Annotated in this window: 18 protein-coding genes and 1 other annotated feature; of the genes, 2 read left to right on the top strand and 16 right to left on the bottom strand. The window is 44.9% G+C overall.

All coding sequences use genetic code 11. From position 1 onward, the window contains the following. The 6 genes from ACQRBH_RS02050 to ACQRBH_RS02025 all read right to left on the bottom strand — a co-directional run bounded on the left by ACQRBH_RS02050 (position 1) and on the right by ACQRBH_RS02025 (position 8,386). The gene (locus tag ACQRBH_RS02050) at positions 1 to 2,208 is read right to left on the bottom strand and encodes an LTA synthase family protein (RefSeq protein WP_427760793.1); all 2,208 of its coding nucleotides are present in this window, start codon (positions 2,206 to 2,208) and stop codon (positions 1 to 3) included. Between the two features lie 9 nt (positions 2,209 to 2,217). Beyond that, positions 2,218 to 4,875, bottom strand: a complete 2,658-nt coding sequence (locus ACQRBH_RS02045; protein WP_427760792.1) for a valine--tRNA ligase — start codon at positions 4,873 to 4,875, stop codon at positions 2,218 to 2,220. 75 nt (positions 4,876 to 4,950) lie between these two features. Next, positions 4,951 to 5,242, bottom strand: a binding site (T-box leader). 105 nt (positions 5,243 to 5,347) lie between these two features. Further along, the gene (locus ACQRBH_RS02040; protein WP_427760791.1) at positions 5,348 to 5,908 is read right to left on the bottom strand and encodes a flavin reductase family protein; all 561 of its coding nucleotides are present in this window, start codon (positions 5,906 to 5,908) and stop codon (positions 5,348 to 5,350) included. Positions 5,909 to 6,029: 121 nt separating this feature from the next. Further along, positions 6,030 to 6,974, bottom strand: coding sequence for an AEC family transporter (locus tag ACQRBH_RS02035; protein WP_427760790.1), 945 nt, complete (start codon positions 6,972 to 6,974; stop codon positions 6,030 to 6,032). Between the two features lie 58 nt (positions 6,975 to 7,032). Next, positions 7,033 to 7,836: a protein-ADP-ribose hydrolase gene (locus tag ACQRBH_RS02030; protein ID WP_427760817.1), complete on the bottom strand. Its 804-nt coding sequence runs from the start codon at positions 7,834 to 7,836 to the stop codon at positions 7,033 to 7,035. A gap of 52 nt (positions 7,837 to 7,888) precedes the next feature. Next, positions 7,889 to 8,386, bottom strand: coding sequence for a DNA-deoxyinosine glycosylase (locus tag ACQRBH_RS02025; protein ID WP_427760789.1), 498 nt, complete (start codon positions 8,384 to 8,386; stop codon positions 7,889 to 7,891). Between the two features lie 275 nt (positions 8,387 to 8,661). Between ACQRBH_RS02025 and hydE the strand changes: the two genes are divergently transcribed. Both hydE and hydF read left to right on the top strand, forming a co-directional pair. Further along, on the top strand, positions 8,662 to 9,720 hold the full coding sequence (hydE, locus tag ACQRBH_RS02020) for a [FeFe] hydrogenase H-cluster radical SAM maturase HydE (protein WP_427760788.1): 1,059 nt from the start codon (positions 8,662 to 8,664) through the stop codon (positions 9,718 to 9,720). Between the two features lie 92 nt (positions 9,721 to 9,812). Then, positions 9,813 to 11,027: a [FeFe] hydrogenase H-cluster maturation GTPase HydF gene (gene hydF / locus ACQRBH_RS02015; RefSeq protein WP_235232281.1), complete on the top strand. Its 1,215-nt coding sequence runs from the start codon at positions 9,813 to 9,815 to the stop codon at positions 11,025 to 11,027. A 122-nt stretch (positions 11,028 to 11,149) separates the two neighbouring features. On the opposite strand, the gene ACQRBH_RS02010 is transcribed toward hydF, so the two are convergent. The 10 genes from ACQRBH_RS02010 to fabF all read right to left on the bottom strand — a co-directional run bounded on the left by ACQRBH_RS02010 (position 11,150) and on the right by fabF (position 20,971). Then, positions 11,150 to 12,403 (bottom strand): aspartate ammonia-lyase, encoded by a 1,254-nt coding sequence (locus ACQRBH_RS02010; protein ID WP_427760787.1) that lies wholly within the window; start codon positions 12,401 to 12,403, stop codon positions 11,150 to 11,152. Positions 12,404 to 12,413: 10 nt separating this feature from the next. Further along, a complete protein-coding gene (locus ACQRBH_RS02005) occupies positions 12,414 to 13,139 on the bottom strand; it encodes an NAD-dependent protein deacylase (protein ID WP_427760786.1) in 726 nt (241 codons plus the stop codon). A gap of 11 nt (positions 13,140 to 13,150) precedes the next feature. Beyond that, positions 13,151 to 13,813: an HAD family hydrolase gene (locus tag ACQRBH_RS02000; RefSeq protein WP_427760785.1), complete on the bottom strand. Its 663-nt coding sequence runs from the start codon at positions 13,811 to 13,813 to the stop codon at positions 13,151 to 13,153. A gap of 3 nt (positions 13,814 to 13,816) precedes the next feature. Continuing rightward, complete coding sequence (locus ACQRBH_RS01995; RefSeq protein ID WP_427760784.1) at positions 13,817 to 14,272, bottom strand: MarR family winged helix-turn-helix transcriptional regulator; 456 nt, start codon at positions 14,270 to 14,272, stop codon at positions 13,817 to 13,819. 62 nt (positions 14,273 to 14,334) lie between these two features. Continuing rightward, the gene (locus ACQRBH_RS01990; protein WP_427760783.1) at positions 14,335 to 15,408 is read right to left on the bottom strand and encodes an NAD(P)H-dependent flavin oxidoreductase; all 1,074 of its coding nucleotides are present in this window, start codon (positions 15,406 to 15,408) and stop codon (positions 14,335 to 14,337) included. A 4-nt stretch (positions 15,409 to 15,412) separates the two neighbouring features. Further along, complete coding sequence (locus ACQRBH_RS01985; RefSeq protein WP_427743739.1) at positions 15,413 to 17,167, bottom strand: acetyl-CoA carboxylase carboxyltransferase subunit alpha; 1,755 nt, start codon at positions 17,165 to 17,167, stop codon at positions 15,413 to 15,415. Positions 17,168 to 17,179: 12 nt separating this feature from the next. Next, positions 17,180 to 18,514 (bottom strand): acetyl-CoA carboxylase biotin carboxylase subunit, encoded by a 1,335-nt coding sequence (locus ACQRBH_RS01980; protein ID WP_235232288.1) that lies wholly within the window; start codon positions 18,512 to 18,514, stop codon positions 17,180 to 17,182. Between the two features lie 14 nt (positions 18,515 to 18,528). Next, positions 18,529 to 18,957 (bottom strand): 3-hydroxyacyl-ACP dehydratase FabZ, encoded by a 429-nt coding sequence (fabZ, locus tag ACQRBH_RS01975; protein WP_427743740.1) that lies wholly within the window; start codon positions 18,955 to 18,957, stop codon positions 18,529 to 18,531. A 92-nt stretch (positions 18,958 to 19,049) separates the two neighbouring features. Further along, positions 19,050 to 19,592: an acetyl-CoA carboxylase biotin carboxyl carrier protein gene (gene accB, locus ACQRBH_RS01970; protein WP_427743775.1), complete on the bottom strand. Its 543-nt coding sequence runs from the start codon at positions 19,590 to 19,592 to the stop codon at positions 19,050 to 19,052. A gap of 140 nt (positions 19,593 to 19,732) precedes the next feature. Continuing rightward, on the bottom strand, positions 19,733 to 20,971 hold the full coding sequence (gene fabF, locus ACQRBH_RS01965; RefSeq protein ID WP_427743741.1) for a beta-ketoacyl-ACP synthase II: 1,239 nt from the start codon (positions 20,969 to 20,971) through the stop codon (positions 19,733 to 19,735). Between the last annotated feature and the right edge of the window lie 33 nt (positions 20,972 to 21,004).

Raw genomic sequence — 21,004 nt, 5'->3', positions numbered from 1 at the left:
TTACTCTTCTTCCTCTTCTGCCTGCTCTACCCAGGATCTTGTCTTATCGGTCGCAGTTCCTTCCTGAACCTTTAATTCACCATCTTGATAAATATATTCATCCGACTTGCGGAACAGTGTATTACTTGATCCCATCTGCTGAACCACGATCACATCGCCGTCTTGCAATTCAATATCTGAGATATCAATTCGCGTATTGTTCAAAAATGAGCTCTTCTGCTTTTCTCCATTGACATATACCTTACTTGACTTGGTAAAGTTCTCGCCGTACAGACTGTAACCGCTCTTTAGATGTGACACAATATTCGTCAGTGTCACATCCCGGACACCCATGACCATATGTCCTTCCGTAATCGGTTCTTTTCCGTCATAGACGTATTGCTTACCGTATAAGATGTCATACTGCAGAAGTTCCAGATCTGCCAGATAATTCTTGGTCTGTCTTCTTTCCTGATGATAATTAAACACGGTACCGGAATGAATATCCAGGCGCTCAAATACATCCGCCATAATCTGGTAAGACGCAATGTTACGATCCACTTTCTCCAGACCAATATTATCCCAGATCACATAATTCGTGTTATACAGGTAACGTCCCTTTAGATCTTCTGCTTTTAATCCCATCGTCGGAAGATGATCTCCATAGAATACAATAACCGTCGGTTCTCCACGCTCTTCGATTGCTTTGACCAGATTGCCTGCAAACTGATCCATCTCATAGACCTGATTTACATAGTATTCCCATTTATTTTTCAGGCCTTCATCTTCAATTCCTTCTATGGTAATCGTCGGATTCTCCAGTACCTTCTCTTCTGGATAATCCCCATGTCCCTGTACACTGACACCAAACACAAAATCCTGCTGCTCAGTGGTATCCATCGCTTCCAGAATATGTTGAATCAGAATATCATCCTTAGCCCATCCATTTTCCGTAGTCTGTAAAATATTCATAAATTCCTTACTGGTAAATGTATCAAACCCGATATTATTATACACCTTCGCACGGCTATAAAAGTTTCCTCCATTATTATGAAGTCCGTGAGTTCCGTAGCCTAATGCCGCCAATGCTGTCGCGGCACTCTCACATGTCTGATTCTTTAATACCGTCTTATATGGGTATTCACCTGGTCCAAAATATCTCATATTCATACCCGTCAGCACTTCAAACTCCGTATTCGCCGTACCGGCACCTACAGAAGGTACTTTGAAATAACCAGATGAATAATTATGATACATCTCATGCAGATTCGGGCATGGATCCTGAGATGTTGTAAAGAATTCTGCCTCATCCACATCAAAATACGACTCTAACTGAATAAAGATAATATTCGGCTTTTCTTCATCCGACAATCCTGTCTCACTCTTCGTAATCTCGCCGTTATTGCTGATCTCTGCAATGGTCTCTTCGTTATAATCATTTGGCTCATTAATTCCTGTATTGAACAGACTGGCCATAAAGCAGTATGGAAGACCGTAATCTTCATACGCAAAGGCAATGTTTCCAAAATAAGTTGATACTACCCTCTTTTCCACAGCCAGATCTGAGATGACTCCATAAGATACTGCGCAGATAATGATCCCAATCAGCGCCCATACACGGTGAAGCTTGCCTTCATATTGTCCGCCGCGTTTCCACATGGATATGATCCAGATAATGACTGCCACAATTCCGACAGCCAGAATAATCAATTCAAACCCATTGAAATAATTATTGATCAGCGCAGTCGCATCCTTTGCCATTTTAAGATCCTGTGCATTAAAAGGCGTAACTCGCTTCATAAGCATATATCCGTTGGCAATCCCCAGCACCATCCACAGGACACTGATGATAATACGTACAAACACCCGGCGTTTGAACAGATATACCACAGAAAATGTTATAAATATCATAAATGCATTGTACAGGAACACCACCGGTGTCCCTGTCATATATCCCCACGCTTCCACAGCAGAATGTCTGGAAATCGCTTCGATTGCAAAATTAATGATGCACGCAAGTAATGCGTGAAACACCAGTGAAAATCGATTCATAAAACGATAGACTGGCTTCATTTTTTTAGCGAAAGCACTGTTGCGCCGCTCCTCTATAATACGTGCACGCCGCTCCTTTTTTGCTTTCCAATATTCCCTCACATCTTCCTTTTTCAGATTCTGCAGTTTATGAATTGCCCCTTTCACATCAGGCTTCTTAAAATGAATTTTCTTCATAATATCCCCTTATGACTGTTTTGCTTTTAATCCTTCCAGTCGCTCTTTTACCTGTTCCATCATCTGTTTATATGTCTCAAGTTTGTCTCTTTCTTCCTGTACCTTTGCCTCTGGTGCTTTGCTTACGAATTTTTCATTATTCAACATTCCAGACGCACGAGCAATCTCTTTCGTCAGACGTGCCTCTTCTTTCGTCAGACGCTCGATTTCCTGCTCGAAATCAATCAACTCTTCTAACGGTACATATGCGGTTGCATCTGGTACTACGATGGATACTGCATCCTCTGCAATTCCAGTCTTATCGTGCTGAATAACAAAATCATTTGCTGCTGCCATCATAACCGCAGACTGTTTCAGGGACTCAAGTCCCTTACAGAGCATCTCGTCCTCACATACAATATATACTTTTGTTTTTCTGGAATTCGGTACATTCATCTCTGCACGAACATTACGGACACCTTTGACGATTGCTTTGAGATGTTCCGCAATATTCTCTGCATCTGCAAAATTAAGCTTTTCATCATATACCGGCCAGTCGGATAACATCAGTGACTCTTCTTCCGGACAAACCTTTCCATATATTTCCTCTGTCACGAAAGGCATGAACGGATGCAGCAGTTTCAATGACTTCTTCAGTACTTCCCGTAATGTCCACATTGCATCATTTGCACTCTGTGCATCTTCATCTGCATGGTAAATACGGTATTTTGCCAGCTCAATGTACCAGTCACAGAACTCATCCCAGATGAAATCATATACTTTCTGAAGTGCGATTCCAAGCTCGAACTTATCCATATTCTCCGTTACATCTTTTACCAGATTATTACATCTGGACAGAATCCAGCAGTCAGCTGGACGAAGTGTGATATCTACCGGCTCAGTGATCTCTTTGCCTTCAATATTCATCAGGATGAAACGAGACGCATTCCATACCTTATTCGCAAAATTACGGCTGGCTTCCACCCTTTCATTATAAAAACGCATATCATTACCAGGTGCATTTCCCGTGATCAATGTCATACGCAATGCATCAGCACCGTACTGATCAATGATCTCCAGTGGGTCAATACCATTTCCAAGAGATTTACTCATCTTACGTCCCTGAGAGTCTCTTACCAGACCGTGGATGAATACGGTATGGAATGGTGATTTTCCAGTGTGTGCATATCCAGAGAACACCATACGGATTACCCAGAAGAAGATAATATCGTATCCAGTTACCAGAACATCTGTCGGATAGAAATAATCCAGGTCTTCCGTCTGATCCGGCCATCCCAGAGTAGAGAACGGCCATAATGCAGAACTGAACCAGGTATCCAGTGTATCTTCATCCTGTGTGAAATGTGTACATCCGCACTTCGGACATTTTTCCGGCATGCCCCTGGAAACTACGATCTCACCACACTCGTCACAGTAATATGCAGGAATTCTGTGTCCCCACCAGATCTGTCTGGATATACACCAATCGCGGATATTCTCCAGCCAGTGCAGATATATTTTATCAAAACGCTCCGGTACAAACTTCAGGTCACCGTTCTTTACAGCTTCGATAGCTGGTTTTGCCAACTCTTCCATTCTTACGAACCACTGCTGTTTTACCATTGGCTCAACGGTTGTGTGACATCTGTCGTGAGTTCCTACATTATGAGAATGTGGAACAACCTTTACCAGATATCCCTGCTCTTCCAGATCTTTTACCATAGCTTTTCTTGCCTCATAACGATCCATTCCGGCATACTTGCCGCCTTTTTCGTTAATTGTAGCATCATCATTCAGAACATTGATCTCTTCCAGATTGTGGCGTTTTCCAACTTCAAAGTCGTTCGGGTCGTGTGCCGGTGTAATCTTAACTGCACCTGTTCCGAATTCTTTATCAACATAATAATCCGCAACGATTGGAATCTCACGATTCACCAGCGGAAGTATGGCTTTCTTGCCAACGATATCTTTATATCTCTCATCATCCGGATGTACTGCGATCGCAGTATCACCAAGCATGGTCTCAGGACGTGTAGTAGCAATCTCCAGGAAATCATCGGTACCAACGATTGGGTACTTAATATGCCAGAAGAATCCATCCTGTTCTTCATGTTCCACTTCCGCATCAGAAAGGGAGGTCTTACATACCGGACACCAGTTGATGATTCTGGATCCTCTGTAGATATATCCTTCTTCATATAACTTAATAAATACTTCTTCTACCGCCTTGGAACATCCTTCGTCCATCGTGAAACGCTCTCTATCCCAATCACAGGAGACACCCAGCTTCTTCAGCTGTCCTTCGATGGTTCCTGCGTATTCTTCCTTCCACTGCCAGGTTCTCTCCAAGAACTTCTCACGTCCCAGTTCTTTCTTATCAATACCTTCTTCTTTCAACTGGTTCGTTACCTTAACCTCTGTAGAGATTGCGGCATGGTCGGTTCCCGGCACCCACAATGTGTTGTAGCCCTGCATTCTCTTGTAACGAATCAGGATGTCCTGTAAAGTATTGTCAAGCGCATGGCCCATGTGCAGCTTACCGGTGATATTCGGCGGCGGCATAACAGTCGTAAATGGTTTACGGCTTCTGTCTACTTCGGCGTGAAAATACTTGTTCTCACACCATTTTTCATACAATTTTGGCTCAATCTCTTTCGGATTGTAAGTCGTCTCAAGCTTCTGGCTCATAATTTCCTCCTCACCTCATAAATAAGTTCACATTGTTTTCACATTTAAGGGCGAAAAAAACGCCCTCTACAAAACGTAAAGGGCGACTATCATCGCGGTACCACCTTTATTTATATAGTAGAAATACCTTCTATATATCTCATCATATTCTATAACGGGAACGACTCCGGGATGGCCTAATATCCTACCTGATCCTCACTTGATCCTGTGATCACTCTCACGAATATCCGCGGTCATTGTCGCAATAGTTCAGCCATCCGGCTCCAAAGCTACCTTCTGCATCCTACTTCCTTAAGCGCCTCTCAACCAGTGGGCTGCTCTCTCTGTCAGGGCAATCATGCATACTCCTCTTCTTCAATGCCTTTATATCTTAAATTGAACTAATGACTATCATAGCCATCAAAGTAGCGTTTGTCAAGAAGTTTAAAAAATTTTCAGAAATCCTTAAGAGTGTCGGAATCACTCTTAATTGTTACTTAAGCTTCGCTCCATCCGCAAAAGCATTGCCAACTTTTGCTCCCAAAACATGGTACGCATTATTAAATGGATCAAAGGTAATCGGTGCAACTTTGTCTACATCTACTTTCCCATCTGTCATCACAGACTCATCCACACTCACATTGATGATCTCCCCAACCATACGGCAAGTTTCCGGATCATAGCTTTTAAGCTTACACTCCAGACAAACAGCCAGTTCATTAATAATCGGCGCATCCACACGTTCGCTTTTTACAACAGTAAATCCTGCTTTTTCCATCTTATTCGCCACTTGATTGCCAGATTCCATTCCAACATAATCACATTCCACAACATGGGCAGCATCTGCCATACTTACGGTAAATGCCTTTCGAGACAAGATATTCTTAACCGTCTTATGTCCCTCTGACAAACACATCGATATCTCATTCGATTCACTGATACCTCCCCACGCCGCATTCATCGCATCCGGAACACCATTTTCATCGTAACTTGCGATAATCAGCACCGGCTGCGGATAAGTTAATGGTTTCGCTCCAAAATCTTTTCTTGCCATTTGATTTCAACTCCTCTTCATAATACTTATATTTCATTATATTTCTTATTGAATTTTTGTCAAATAGGGACGTAGTAAAGTGAAAGAATACCCCGGGGTATTCTTTCACTTTACTACGTCCCTAAATTAACGACATGCTCCTCAATACGTACAGCCATCCTGTCAATGTAAATGCGCTGAATAATGTAGTCAGCATTACTACACTGGAGGACAGTACCCCTTCGTGCCCCATATTCTTGGCCATAACAAAGCTGCTTACCGTTGTTGCGGATCCCAGCATCACGAGAATCGCCACCAGTTCTTCCTGCCGGAAACCGAATTGTACTGCAAGCGGCAGGAAGATTGCACAAAATCCTGCCAATTTAATCAATGTGGCTATGACCGTAGGTTTTACCTTTGCAAAGGCTTTTTTAATATCGAAAGTCGCACCCATTGCCATCAGACCCATCGGCGTTGCTACTCCGGCAATACTGGTCACCGTCTTTTCCATAATATGCGGCATTGGTATCTGAAGAGCAGACCACAAAAGGCCTGCCACAATTCCAATAATAATCGGGTTGGTTACGATACCTTTCAGCGTCTTTTTTATCGCTTTTCTGTCCATACCATTCTGTCCCGGGCGGAATACGGATAACACTACCACCGCCATGATATTATACAGCGGCACACTGCCAATGATCATCAGCGGAGCCATCCCGGAAGTCCCATAGATATTTTGTATAAAAGCAATTCCAAGAAGCGCTGCACTGCTGCGATAGGATGCCTGAATGAACTCGCCCCGGATGGAACGATCCTTCCACAGGAATGAAATCAGCGCCGAAACCGCAATACTAAGAAGCGTCACAACAAAGCAGAACAGCACAAACTTCACATCCCACACCTGACTAAAATCCACCGTTGCCAGATCACTGAACACCAGCACAGGCAATGGCACAGTAAAGACAAACTTATTCATCTTCGCAGCAAACACATCACCAATCCAACCAATTTTCCTAAAAATCAATCCCAGTACCATCATCAAGAATACCGGAACCGTTGCATTTAAACTAAAGATCAAATTCTCCATCTTGAGTCCTTTCTGAACAGGTTGGGACGGGGCAAATTGAAAAAACCCCCGTCCCCCCTTAACGAAATAGTTTCTTATATATATTAAAATCTTCCTCTTTAAATACGTTGAATATTACGCGTTCTATCCTGGACTTGGTAAGGTATCTGTCTACGGTCTCGACGGCAATCTGGGCCGCAAGTTTGTTGGGGAAATGGAATTCTCCTGTCGAGATGCAGCAGAATGCAATGGATGTTAGTCCTTCCTTTTCTGCCAGTTTCAGGCAGCTTAAGTAGCAGGATTTTAATTCTTCTTTTTGCTTTTCCGTCACTTCCATACCTACGATTGGTCCGACAGTATGAATGACGTATCTGGCAGGCAGATTGTATCCGCCTGTAATCTTGGCTTTGCCGGTCGCTTCTTCGTGCCCTTGTGCTTCCATCAGTTCTGCGCATTCGTTACGAAGTTGAATTCCTGCTGCTGAGTGTATCGCATTATCGATGCACCCGTGGCATGGCACGAAGCAGCCAAGCATCTGGCTGTTGGCTGCATTTACAATGGCATCTGCGGCAAGTCTTGTGATATCGCCCTTCCAGAGTGAGATCTTCTCTGCATTTTTCATGTCAGTACAAGGATAAACACTTTGAATTGCAGGGATCTCTTCTATTGTTACAATCCCTTTTTCCTGATTCTCTTCTTGCAGCAATTCGTCCTGCAGCACAAGGAAATCGTCACCGGCTTCTCCTGGAAAACGCACATTCATAAGGCTTCTCAACAGCCGCCTCTTTCCTTCATAATTAACAGGCTCCTGCAAAGATGCATATCCTTGATTTTCACCTTTCAAATATTCAATCAGATGGCTGACTCTTTCTTCTCTTGTCATCATAGCCTGCATTACCTCCCATTCGTCTGCATGATCTTCAATCATACATCTTTTACAAAATATATTTTCGGATCACCGCATACGCCTCGTATAGTTCTTCGTAAGACATCCGGCAATTTGCCGGGCTTGTAGACGGAAGTGCGATTGCCTCCATTTTGGTTCTCGGATAGCAATACCGCCGATACAACTGCGCTGCCTTTGTTCCGGTCGTGAAGATGGCATGGATCTTTGCCTGTTTTATTACTTTATTCATATCATTCGGGACCGGATTGCGGATACTACTGTCTTCCGCGCCACGGATCTCACATCCCGCCAGCACGTCCCACACTGCAATCTTATTTCTCAGTGCAAATGCAATCTTTTCTTCTTTCGTCTCCGGCAGCGGTTCTTCGCACACATCAGATACGACCTTCCAGAAACGATTCCTGGGATGTCCATAGTAGAAGCCTATCTCCCGAGATTTGGGAGACGGCATGGTCCCCAGCATGAGAATTCTGGAATGTTCATCAAAAATCGGATCAAAATCATGCGTCACCTGTTCTATTTCCATTTTAATTTCATTCTCCTCAATACATCGATTCATTTTCGCATAGTTCCAGTATAACACACTTTCCGTTCGTGAAAACATTATCTTTTATTGTCTGACATTTGCCAGTGTGTTATAATTTCATTAACACGTACTAATCACAAAGAATTACTCTGCGTGAGAAGGCGCACAGATTCAAGAAAAACATATGGACAGTACACTATGCTGTCCTTTAGAACCTGACGCCTGAGGTGTCAGGTTTTTTCTTTGAAAATAAAGAGGTTAAGAGTGAAATATTTATGAAAAAAAACAAAGAATTGCAACAATTGATTGACAAATTACATCGCGAACGCAACCTGTCCCATGCAGAATGGACTACTCTGATTGCCGGACGAACACCAGAACTTGCGGAATACTTATTTTCACTTGCCCGCGAAGAACGGCATCAATACTATGGGCATGATGTCTATGTCCGCGGGCTGATTGAATTTACCAACTATTGCCGCAATGACTGCCTGTACTGCGGCATCCGTAAGAGCAATCTCAACGCAAACCGTTATCGTCTGACAGAAGAAGAGATTCTATCCTGTTGTCAGTCTGGATATTCTCTGGGATTTCGAACATTTGTCCTGCAGGGTGGTGAAGATGGATTTTATACCGATGATAAGATGGTTCATCTCATTCGCAAGATAAAGACCCTTTATCCAGATTGCGCGATTACACTCTCGATTGGTGAAAAATCTCGCGAAAACTATCAGCGTTTCTTCGATGCGGGCGCAGACCGATATCTCCTAAGACATGAAACCTATAACGAAGAGCACTATTCCCGGCTTCATCCCGCATGTTTAAGCGCTAAGGCAAGGCAACAATGCCTGTGGGATCTGAAGGAAATCGGCTACCAGGTAGGAACCGGCTTCATGGTGGGGTCACCATATCAGACCCCCGAACACCTTGCAGAAGATATGCTGTTTATCCATGATCTGAACCCACATATGGTCGGAATCGGTCCATTTATTCCACACCATGACACAACATTTGCCAATGAACCAGCCGGCACGCTGGAACTGACCTTATTCATGCTGGGCCTGATCCGGCTGATGATTCCCAAAGTACTGCTGCCAGCTACCACCGCATTGGGAACTATCCATCCTAGAGGCCGCGAGATGGGAATCCAGGCAGGTGCAAATGTCGTCATGCCTAATCTCTCACCAACCAGCGTCCGCAAAGATTATCTCCTGTACGACAACAAGATCTGCACGGGAGACGAAGCCGCCGAATGCCGCCACTGCATGGAACGACGCATGGAATCCATTGGTTATCACGTCGTCACCTCCAGAGGCGACTCGTTGAACAATTAGGGACACGGTAAAATGAATTTGGGACAGGGATATTTTAATCTGGGACGGAGGAAATTGAAAAAACCCCCGTCCCCACCTAAGGAGGTTTATATATGAGTTTGAATAATACACCATCTGCGGAGCGTGTTCATATCGGTATTTTTGGCCGAAGGAATGCGGGTAAATCTAGTGTGATCAATGCACTGACGGGGCAAAGTCTTGCGATTGTATCGGATGTGAAGGGTACTACTACGGACCCTGTATTAAAGGCGATGGAGCTTCTTCCTCTGGGTCCGGTGGTTATGATTGATACACCGGGGCTTGATGATGAGGGTGAGCTTGGTGCACTACGTATTCAGAAGGCTTATCAGGTATTGAATAAGACGGATATTGCTGTATTGGTCGTGGATGGTACGATTGGTATGACCGGTGAGGATTGTGCTATTCTTGATCGAATCAAGGACAAGCAGATTCCTTATGTAGTGGTTATGAATAAGGCGGATCTTATAGAGGACAGAACTTTCTCTGCTCAAAATATTCCTGCTTCGTTATCGTCAGATCATGTAATCTGGGTGAGTGCAGCTGATAAAACGAATATCCATGAATTAAAAGAACTGATTGCTGCTCTTGCACCGACAGAAGACAATAAGTTACGGATTGTGGGAGACTTGATTCATCCTTCAGACTTTGTTGTCCTGGTGGTTCCGATTGATAAAGCGGCTCCAAAGGGTCGTCTTATCCTGCCTCAGCAGCAGACAATCCGTGATATTCTGGAAGCTGACGCTACCGCTATTGTAGTAAAAGAACATGAATTGCGGGAAACTCTTGACTCTCTGGGCAAAAAGCCCTCACTTGTCATTACGGACAGCCAGGTGTTCGCCAAGGTATCCGCCGATACTCCCCGCGATATTCCGTTAACTTCCTTTTCCATCTTATTTGCCAGATACAAGGGCAATCTGAAGACTGTCGTAAATGGAGCCAGAACTTTGGATACCCTGGAAGATGGCGACACGATTCTGATATCGGAGGGATGCACCCATCATCGCCAGTGCGACGACATCGGCACCGTCAAATTACCGCGGTGGATTCAGAATCACACAGGGAAGCATCTGAACTTTGAATTTACCAGCGGTACCGAATTTCCATTGGAACTTGGCAAATATAAACTCATCGTGCATTGCGGCGGCTGTACACTGAATGAGCGAGAGATGAAATATCGTATCAAATGTGCGGAAGATGCCGGAATTCCTATGACCAACTATGGAACCGCCATCGCATACATGCAAGGCATCCTGGAACGAAGCATCGAGATTTTTCCCTTTTTATAGATCTCATAACATCTGAATCCTTTCTATAAAATCAAAACAGACAGCGGATACATCTTTTTTCATATATCCCTGTCTGTTTTTATTTTACTGCTTATTCTATGGAACCTTTTCCATTCCTGTACTTATCTCTCTGCATTCTCATGAAATTCCTGGGCCTTTGCAATCTCCGCCGCCTGATCGTATCCGATTTTCACAGACATATGTGTCACATCTGCCAGCGACCCTTCCAGATGCTTTCTGCACCCTTCTTTATTGACCCGCAGCGTATCAATACATTTCTTGCGGAAGATCTCCGATGCTCGAATCAAAAGTTCCAGACTTTCCAACAGGCTATCTGCGATCAATGGCAGAAATGCATTCAGCTCAAAGTTGCCATTTGCAGCGGCATATGCAATCGCCTGATCATTTGCCATGACCTTCATGGCTACCTGGGTCACCATCTCTGGGATGACTGGATTCGCTTTGCCCGGCATGATAGTACTCCCTGCCTGCACTTCTTCCAGAATCAACTCTCCCAGACCTCCCTTAGGACCAGAATTCATCCAGCGCAGATCTCCGGCAATCTTCATAAGGTTCACAGCAAGTGCCTTCAGTAAGCCCGAGACTTCCACAAAGACATCGTTATTCTGGGTCAGATCTACAGGATATTCTGCTTTCGCAAGCCCGATTCCCGTCATTTCACGTAGATGTTCAATCACCAGATACATATATTTCCGATCCGCGTTATCCCCAAGTCCGATGGCTGTTCCACCGAGATTGACCTGTCGAAGTCTCTCTTCGACTTTATAGATGCGCCAGCGATCTCTTCCAATGGCCTGGGCATATGCGCCGAATTCTTCTCCCAGGGTAAGCGGCAGGGCATCCATAAGCTCCGTCCGTCCCAGTTTCAGAATATCTTTGTATTCCAGTTCCTTCTTCTGCAGGCTCTCCTGCAGTCGGCTGACCTCATCGCTTAACTTACGAACCAGCCGGATTGCTGCAATACGAAGAGCGGTAGGGTAGACATCATTGGTAGATTGTCCTTTATTCACATCATCCAATGGATGAATCACATTATAATCTGTGGCATCCTTTCCCAGAGATACCAGTGCACAGCCTGCCACCGTCTCACATACATTCATATTCGTAGAAGTTCCTGCACCACCCTGAAGTGGATGAATGCAGAAATTTTCCTGATACTTTTCCTGCTTCAGATCATCGCATGCCGCCATGATGGCATCTGCCTTCCATCCTTCCATCAGTCCCAGTTCCTTGTGAGACATGGCGGCAGCTTTTTTAACATCCAGCATTGCATAGATTAACGGAAGGCGGGTTCGCTCTGTCCCCAATGCAAAATTCTCACACGCCTTCTTCGTTTCCTTCCCGTATAACACCATGCTCATCCTCCTAGCAGACAATCTGATCCATAATCTGACCGATCGGAGCAGCAATCGTAAGCTCTGCTCCAACCTCTCTGGCTGTAGCGCTCTTATTGATCACGACCAGATGTTTTCCACGAAAATAATCGATGAATCCGGCAGCCGGATATACCACCAGTGAAGTTCCGCCAATGATCAGTGTATCCGCCATACTGATCGCATGAATGCTCTTTTCAATAATGGAAGAATCCAATCCTTCTTCGTACAATACCACATCTGGCTTGATCACACCGCCACAAGAACACTTCGGAATCCCTTCTGTATTCTTTACATAAGCCGCATCATAAAACTGATGACACCGCTGACAGTAATTGCGATGGACACTTCCATGAAGTTCCAGTACATTCTTGCTTCCCGCCGCCTGATGAAGCCCGTCAATATTCTGCGTGATCACCGCCGATAACTTTCCTGCCGCTTCCAATTCCGCCAGCTTCTTATGTGCCGGATTCGGTTTCGCATCCAGGAACATCATCTTACTTTTGTAGAATTCATAGAATGCTTCCGTATTTCGCACAAAAAAGCTATGGCTGACAATCTGTTCCGGCGAATATTTATATTGTTGTTGATACAATCCATCCGCACTTCGAAAATCCGGAATATTACTTTCTGTAGATACTCCCGCTCCGCCAAAAAATACAATATTCTGGCTGTCATCAATAATGTCCTGCAGTTTCCTTACTTCCTCTTCATACATTGCGCTTCCTCCTATACTGACTGGTTTGCATGTTCTATCCAAGAGATCACTTCCTCCAGACTCTCCATCTCAGCAGTAATTCCTACCTTCACTTCTTCGGGTACTACAATAATATCCGGAATGTGGATGATATATCCACCCGCTCTCTCTCCAGCCTCCACCCCGGCAATACTATCCTCCAGAACCAGGCATTCTTCCATAGGAAGATGCAGTTCTTCTGCCGCTTTCAAGAAAATATCTGGATTCGGTTTGCTCCTTTCGACTCTGTTTCCGTAAACAAATGTATCAAAATAAGCAGATACCTGTGCCATCTCCAGCATCCAATCTGCCAGTTCCTGGTTGGTAGATGTCGCTACCGCCATCTTAATCTGCTTCTCTTTCAAATATTCCAAAAGCACCAAAAGTCCCGGTTTTATCGGGACTCCATTTTCTTCCATATATTGAATTTGCGCCTGTGTCTTATATTTTCCAAAAAGATCAAAGTCAAATTCCGGACCATAGATATCCAGAATCTCCTTCCCGATCGATGCACGATTTCTTCCGCGAAATCCTTCCACCATCTCTTCGGGAATCTCATACCCAATCTTCTCTCCTGCCTGTTTCCAGAATCGAAAGGACAGTCGCTCTGTGTCAAACATCAGACCATCCATATCAAAGATTACACCTTTTATCATAAATTATGGCTCCTTCTTCTCACTGTATCCGGCAAAGAAATCCGACAATGCATCCAGAGTCTTCATCAGTACCGGCAATTCCTTCTCATCTAATTTGTCCAGAATTGCCTGCGTCATCTGTCGGTGATAATCCTCATGATGATGGTATGCTTTTATTCCCTTGGACGTCAGCTTCACAAATACGACTCTGCGGTCTTCTTCGCTTCTGTGACGTTCAACATACTTTTTATTTACAAGACTATTCATCGCTGTCGTAAGAGAACCCACGGTAATATTCAACTGCCTGGCAATGGAAGACATATTTCTTCCTTCTCCCAGTCCAATTGCCTCAATCACATGCATATCATTATTCGTAAGATCTTTGAACTCATCGGTTATAATGGCCTTTTCTTCCAATTCCCAGATCTCATTGATCAGCTTGACCAGAACATGATTAATTGTCATATATGCATCTTCCATTACCCGCTACCCCTTCGCTCGGCTATTCTTTCCAACTCGGGACTTATATCCCTTATCATGTATTATACTATTTCCGGCAGCAGGGAATCAATAACTTCTTGCACCGTTTCCAGACAATCCGCCCGATATGCATAAGCACCACAGAATAACAGCGCATCATCTACTTCTCCCTTGGCAGCATGAATCAATGCATCCGTGATACAGTATGGAATCTCATTCGGTCTACACCTGTGGAGACAATGATGACAAGGACTGTGAGGAATCTGCTCACCTGCCATAACCTTTTCCATAAATGGATTTTGGATTGCACGTCCTGGCATTCCTACCGGACTTTTTACGATCACAATATCCTCTTCTTTTGCCTTTAGATATGCTTCTTTATAACGGATATCTGCATCACATTCTTCCGTTGTCACGAACCTGGTCGCCACCTGGATTGCATCTACTCCAAGTGAAAATGCATGTTCTGCCTGCCTGCGGTCTGCAATTCCTCCTGCTAACGCGACTGGTATCTTGTGGGAATACTTCGCTTCATATGACCGAACTGTGTCAAGAATTGTCCGTATCTCCTGATCATATGCCTCTGACTGATATTCCTCCAGCTGATCTTTCGTAAACCCAAGATGACCACCGGCTTTCGGTCCTTCAATTACCAGAAGATCCGGCATACGATGATATTTCTTATCCCAGTACTTCAATATCACTTTCGCAGACTTATCTGTGGATACGATAGGTGCCAGTTTCACATCCGTGCCATCTGCAATCTTCGGAAGATCCGTTGGAAGACCTGCCCCGGAGACAATCAAGTCTGCCCCCGCATCGATAGCTTCTCTGACATAATCTTCATAGTCCTGCATTGCCACCATTATATTGAATCCTATGATTCCTTCCGACGCAATCTCTCTTGCTTTCTGATATTCTTTTCTAATGGCTCTTAGATTCGCTGCCTTTGTATTGGTATCAAAATCTGGTTCCTGAAAGCCAATCTGGGCGGCAGAGATGATTCCTATGCCGCCCGCCTTTGCAACCGCTCCTGCAAGGCCGCCCAGACTGATACCTACACCCATGCCGCCTTGTATAATCGGAACTTTTACTTCTTTTTGTCCCAATCTCAATGAATTGATATTCATATGCATTCTCCTACATCTTACGAAATCTGTTATACCGATGTGCAGATAACTCTTCCTGAGTCAAATCCCCGTAATCTCGCAAGAATCGTTCCATTTCTCTTGCTAACATCTGTGTCATCTGCTTCAAATTCTGCACGGTAAAATGTGACGGTTCTGGGAATACCTTTTCTACAATTCCCATGTGATACAGATCTTCTGCCGTCAGGCGCATGACCTCAGCCGCTTCTTTTGCTTTCGTACTGTCTTTCCACAGAATACTTGCAAATCCTTCCGGCGACAGAATAGAATAAATAGAATTCTCTAACATCCATACTTCATCTGCCACAGCCATAGCTAACGCGCCACCGCTTCCACCTTCTCCAATAATCACAGACAAGACTGGAACCTTTAAGCTGGACATTTCATAGAGATTTCTTGCAATAGCCTCTCCCTGTCCCCGCTCTTCTGCCTCCAGTCCACAGAAAGCTCCCGGGGTATCCACAAAGCAGATAACTGGACGTTGGAACTTTTCAGCCTGTTTCATCAGTCTCAATGCTTTGCGATATCCTTCTGGTGAAGGCATCCCGAAGTTTCGCTCGATATTTTCCTTCGTATTGGTTCCTTTCGCCTGCGCAATCACGGTAACCGGGATACCATGGAATCTTGCCACACCACCGATGATTGCCTTATCATCCCCATAATAACGGTCCCCGTGAAATTCAACAAAGTCTGTAAATAATGCCTGAATATAGTCGCTTCCTACCGGGCGATCATTCATTCGGGAGAGTAAGACACGATCCCATGCTCCCGCCAGATGATTATGAAGCGGAAGATCCTCATCTGTCTTCATTTTGCCAATTTCATTCATATCCTGCGATTTGTTCTCTGCCAGATTCGACTTCATCTTCTCAGGATTCGATGCATCCTCTTTTTCATGCAGCTTCAGAATCTGAGACAAAGTTTCCTTCAACTGTGGACGTTCCACAATGGCATCAATAAATCCATGCTCCAGAAGAAATTCTGAACGCTGAAATCCTTTCGGAAGCTTCTGTCCAATTGTCTGTTCAATCACTCTTGGACCCGCAAATCCGATCAATGCTTTCGGCTCTGCCAGAATCACATCTCCGAGCATCGCAAAACTTGCGGTCACGCCACCAGTCGTCGGATCCGTCAGCACACTGATATACAGAAGGCCGGCATCACTGTGACGCTTTAACGCTGCAGAAGTCTTCGCCATCTGCATCAGGGATACGATTCCTTCCTGCATTCTGGCACCACCAGAACATGCGAATAAGATTACCGGTAGCTTCTCCTGGGTAGCACGCTCTACCATTCTTGCAATCTTCTCGCCCACAACTTCACCCATACTGGCCATCAGAAACCGTCCATCACAGACACCAACAGCCGTCTCTGTTCCGTTGATGCTTATTTTCCCTGTAACCACAGCTTCTTCCAGCCCTGTCTTTTCCTTCAGACCTTCCAACTTCTCTTCATAGCCTTTATAATTCAACGGATTGCGAGTGGTAAGTCCCAGATCCCATTCTTCAAAGGTTCCCTCATCCGCAATCATTTCAACCCTATGATATGCATGTACACGGAAATATCCTCCACATTTTGGACAGATATAATAACCATTTTTCACATCTTCCGTAATGATTGCTCCGCCACATTTATTACATTTACGCAAAAGTCCTTCTGGAACTTCTGGTCTTGATGCGCCCAGATCAATATAATTTTTCCTTCCTGAATGTAATCTGGTCTTCTTAAACATGTTATCTAACTTCATAGAACGTCACCTTTACATCTTTTCGATAAACTCAATATCTATATTGCCGGCAAGATAATCCGGATGATTCAATATCTCATACTGATAATCCACGTTGGTATCGATTCCTTCAATAATCACTTCTCCTAATGCACACTGCATCTTGCGGATTGCTTCATTACGATTCTTCGCCCATACGATCAGCTTCGCTACCATGGAATCATAATACGGCGGAATGGTGTATCCGCTATATATAGCAGAATCAATACGAATTCCCTTTCCTCCCGGCAGATACATATCCGTGATAGTCCCTGGGGAAGGGCGAAATCCTTTCTCGGGATTCTCTGCATTAATTCGGCATTCAATCGCATGACCGCTCAGGTGGACTTCATCCTGTGTATAAGATAATTTTTTGCCGGACGCGATACGGATCTGCTCTTTGATCAGATCAATTCCCGTCACCCATTCCGTCACCGGATGCTCTACCTGAATTCGTGTATTCATTTCCATAAAGTAAAAATTTCCATTCTTCTCCAGCAAGAATTCTATGGTTCCCGCATTGACATAATTAGCTGCTTTTGCCGCCTTTACTGCCGCCTCTCCCATCCTGGTCCGTAATTCTTCGGTCAGGGCTATGGATGGTGATTCTTCAATCATCTTCTGATGATTACGCTGAATCGAACAGTCACGCTCACCCAGATGAATCACATTTCCATAACTGTCTGCCAGGATCTGGAACTCAATATGCCTCGGATGCTGTACAAAATGTTCGATATACATGGTGTTATCGCCAAAGGCCATCTGCGTTTCCTTCTGTGCTGTCTGGAAACTCTGCTCGAATTCTTCCGGTGTATTCGCAACTCGCATTCCTTTTCCACCGCCGCCAAGAGCCGCTTTGACGATGACTGGATAGCCGATCTTAGCTGCGATTCGAGCTCCTGTCTGGGCATCATAGATTGGTTCTGTACTGCCCGGAATCACTGGGACACCTGCTGCTACCATGGTATTTCTTGCTTCCTGCTTGTTGCCAAGTTTTGCGATGACCTGTGAACCCGGTCCGATAAACGTTATATTGCACTGTTCACACAATTCTGCGAACTTGCTGTTCTCTGATAAGAAACCAAAGCCCGGGTGGATGGCATCTGCCCCCGTCACGATCGTAGCACTTAAGATTCGATCCATGCTCAGATAACTCTCGCTGGATGGAGCAGGCCCGATACAGACCGCCTCATCCGCCAGTTTCGTATGCAAGGCTTCTCTGTCCGCCTCCGAATACACCGCCACCGTCTCGATTCCCATCTCTCTGCAGGCACGGATAATGCGCACTGCAATCTCACCTCGGTTAGCAATTAATACTTTCTTGATCATGCTGTCCACCTCGACTATCCAATCATAAATGTCAGTTCCGCACTGACAACCGTCTTGCCGTCCACACTGGCAATCGCCTCACCAACACCGACGGGCCCCTTCTGCTTAATAATTCTCGTCTCCAGACGCACCTTGTCCCCAGGGACAATCTTCCCTTTGAACTTACACTTATTAATTCCGCCAAAATACGCGATCTTGCCCTTGTTCTCTTCCATACTCAAGATTGCAACCGCACCAGCCTGTGCCAATGCTTCCACCGTCAGAACCCCCGGCATCACCGGCTCCTGCGGAAAATGCCCCGCAAAAAACTCCTCACGGTAAGATACACATTTATAACCAACCGCATACTGCCCCGGCTCATAATCCTCAATATAATCCAATAACAAAAACGGATGACGATGCGGGATAATTTCCTTGATCTGATTAATATCCAAATGCTTCATACTACCTCCTGGGGACGTAGTAAAATTGAAGTATACTACGTCCCTAATTAAAAAATGTGGTGTACCTATTTGACTTTTGCCCTGTACCCAAATTAACGAATTCTGAAAATTGGCTGGCCATATTCGACTGGCTGGCCGTTTTTGACGAGGATTTCTTCTATGATTCCGTCGTATTCGCTTTCGATTTCGTTCATTAATTTCATTGCTTCTATGATTGCCAATGTCTGGCCTTTTTTGACGCTGTCTCCTACAGCTACGAATGGTGCTGCGTCTTCTGCCGGTGCTGCATAGAAGGTTCCTACCAGTGGGGATTCTACAATTTTTCCTTGTGGTGTTGTCTCTGTCGCAACTGTTGTGTTTCCAGTGTTTTCTTCGGAAACACCAGATGGATTACCGACTGCTGTCATAGTGGCTGCCAGGGTTGCAGGATCGGTTGCCATCATGGTAGTTGTTACGTTTGCAGCTTCTCCCGTACTGATGGTTGCTGCCGGAATCGTCATTGGCGCGGATATGACCTGTACCTGATCTTTTTTCTTAGTCATATGCAGTTTCATTCCGTTTTCTTCGTATTTTAATCCGGTTAATTCGGACGCAGATACAGCTTCTATGAGTTGAATAAGGTTTTCCAATTCCATAAATCTCAGGCCCTTTCTATCTCTTTCTATGCTTTTCTTCTTCAATTATGCTTCCCTCCACCTATGGCTTTTCGCCAATTTGGATTCTATCGACCTACTATGTTATGCTTCACAAGCTATGATTCTTTTCGTCAGCTTTGTTACCCCTCATATTTTTTCAGCAGAAGGGTTGCATTATGCCCGCCAAATCCCAGGGAGTTGGTCAACACGTAATTCACGTCTTTTTCGACTGGAGCGCCGATTGCGTAATTCAGGTCGCATTCTTCGTCAGCAACTTCTGTGCCTACAGTCTGGTGAATGAATCCATCCTGGATGGATTTGACACAGGTGATAAATTCGACACCGCCGGCTGCACCGAGCAGATGCCCAATCATAGATTTGGTAGAGTTGATGACTACGTCCTTTGCCGCATCTCCCAACGCCACTTTGATGGCTCTGGTCTCGAACAGGTCGTTGTGGTGCGTACTGGTTCCGTGTGCATTGATATAATCCACCTGAGACGGTTCGATTCCGCCTTCTTCCATTGCCAGCATCATTGCTTTTGCCGCACCGCTGCCGTCTTCTGCAGGGGATGTGATATGGTAAGCATCTCCTGTTGCACCGTAGCCGGCAACCTCTGCATAGATCCTGGCACCTCTTGCTTTCGCATGTTCCAGTTCTTCCAGCATGACTACGCCAGCACCTTCACCAAGGACAAATCCATCTCTGTCTTTGTCAAATGGAATGGATGCGCGCATCGGATTCTGAGAGGTTGATAATGCAGTCAGGCTAGTGAATCCAGCAACTCCTGTCGGGCAGATACAACTCTCTGTTCCTCCTGCCAACATCACATCCGCATCCCCATACTGAATGGCACGGAATGCATCCCCGATACAGTTTGTTCCAGACGCACATGCAGTCACGACATTCGTGCATTTTCCTCGGAACCCTAACTGAATGGAAATATTTCCGGCTGCCATATTGGATATCATCAACGGCACCATCAGAGGATTCACTCTTCCCGGTCCCTTAGTCAATATCTTCTCATACTCGCGCTCTACCGTCTGCAGGCTTCCGATACCAGAACCAACGATCACACCCGCGCAAAACGGGTCTTCCTTCTCAATCTCCAGGCCGGAATCTTCATATGCCTCCTTTGCGGCTGCGACTGCATACTGGGAGAATAATTCCATACGCTTTGCAGCTTTGAAATCCATACGCTCTTTTGCCACAAATCCTTTGACTTCTGCTGCCAGTTTCACTTTATAATCGGTCGTGTCGAATTTGGTAATCTCCCCAATTCCTACTTTTCCTTCTTTGATACCTGTCCAGAACTCTTCCACCGTATTTCCGATTGGTGTCACAGCTCCAAGCCCCGTCACTACAACTCTTCTCTTCATACTCACTGTCTCCTTCTATCCTGAAACACAACA

Origin of the sequence: Bariatricus sp. SGI.161 (assembly GCF_050313695.1) — a bacterium.
In the GTDB taxonomy this organism is placed as follows: Bacteria; Bacillota; Clostridia; order Lachnospirales; family Lachnospiraceae; genus JAFBIX01.
The sequence above is the reverse complement of the archived record's forward strand: the minus strand, read 5'-3'. Positions and strand labels throughout refer to the sequence as shown.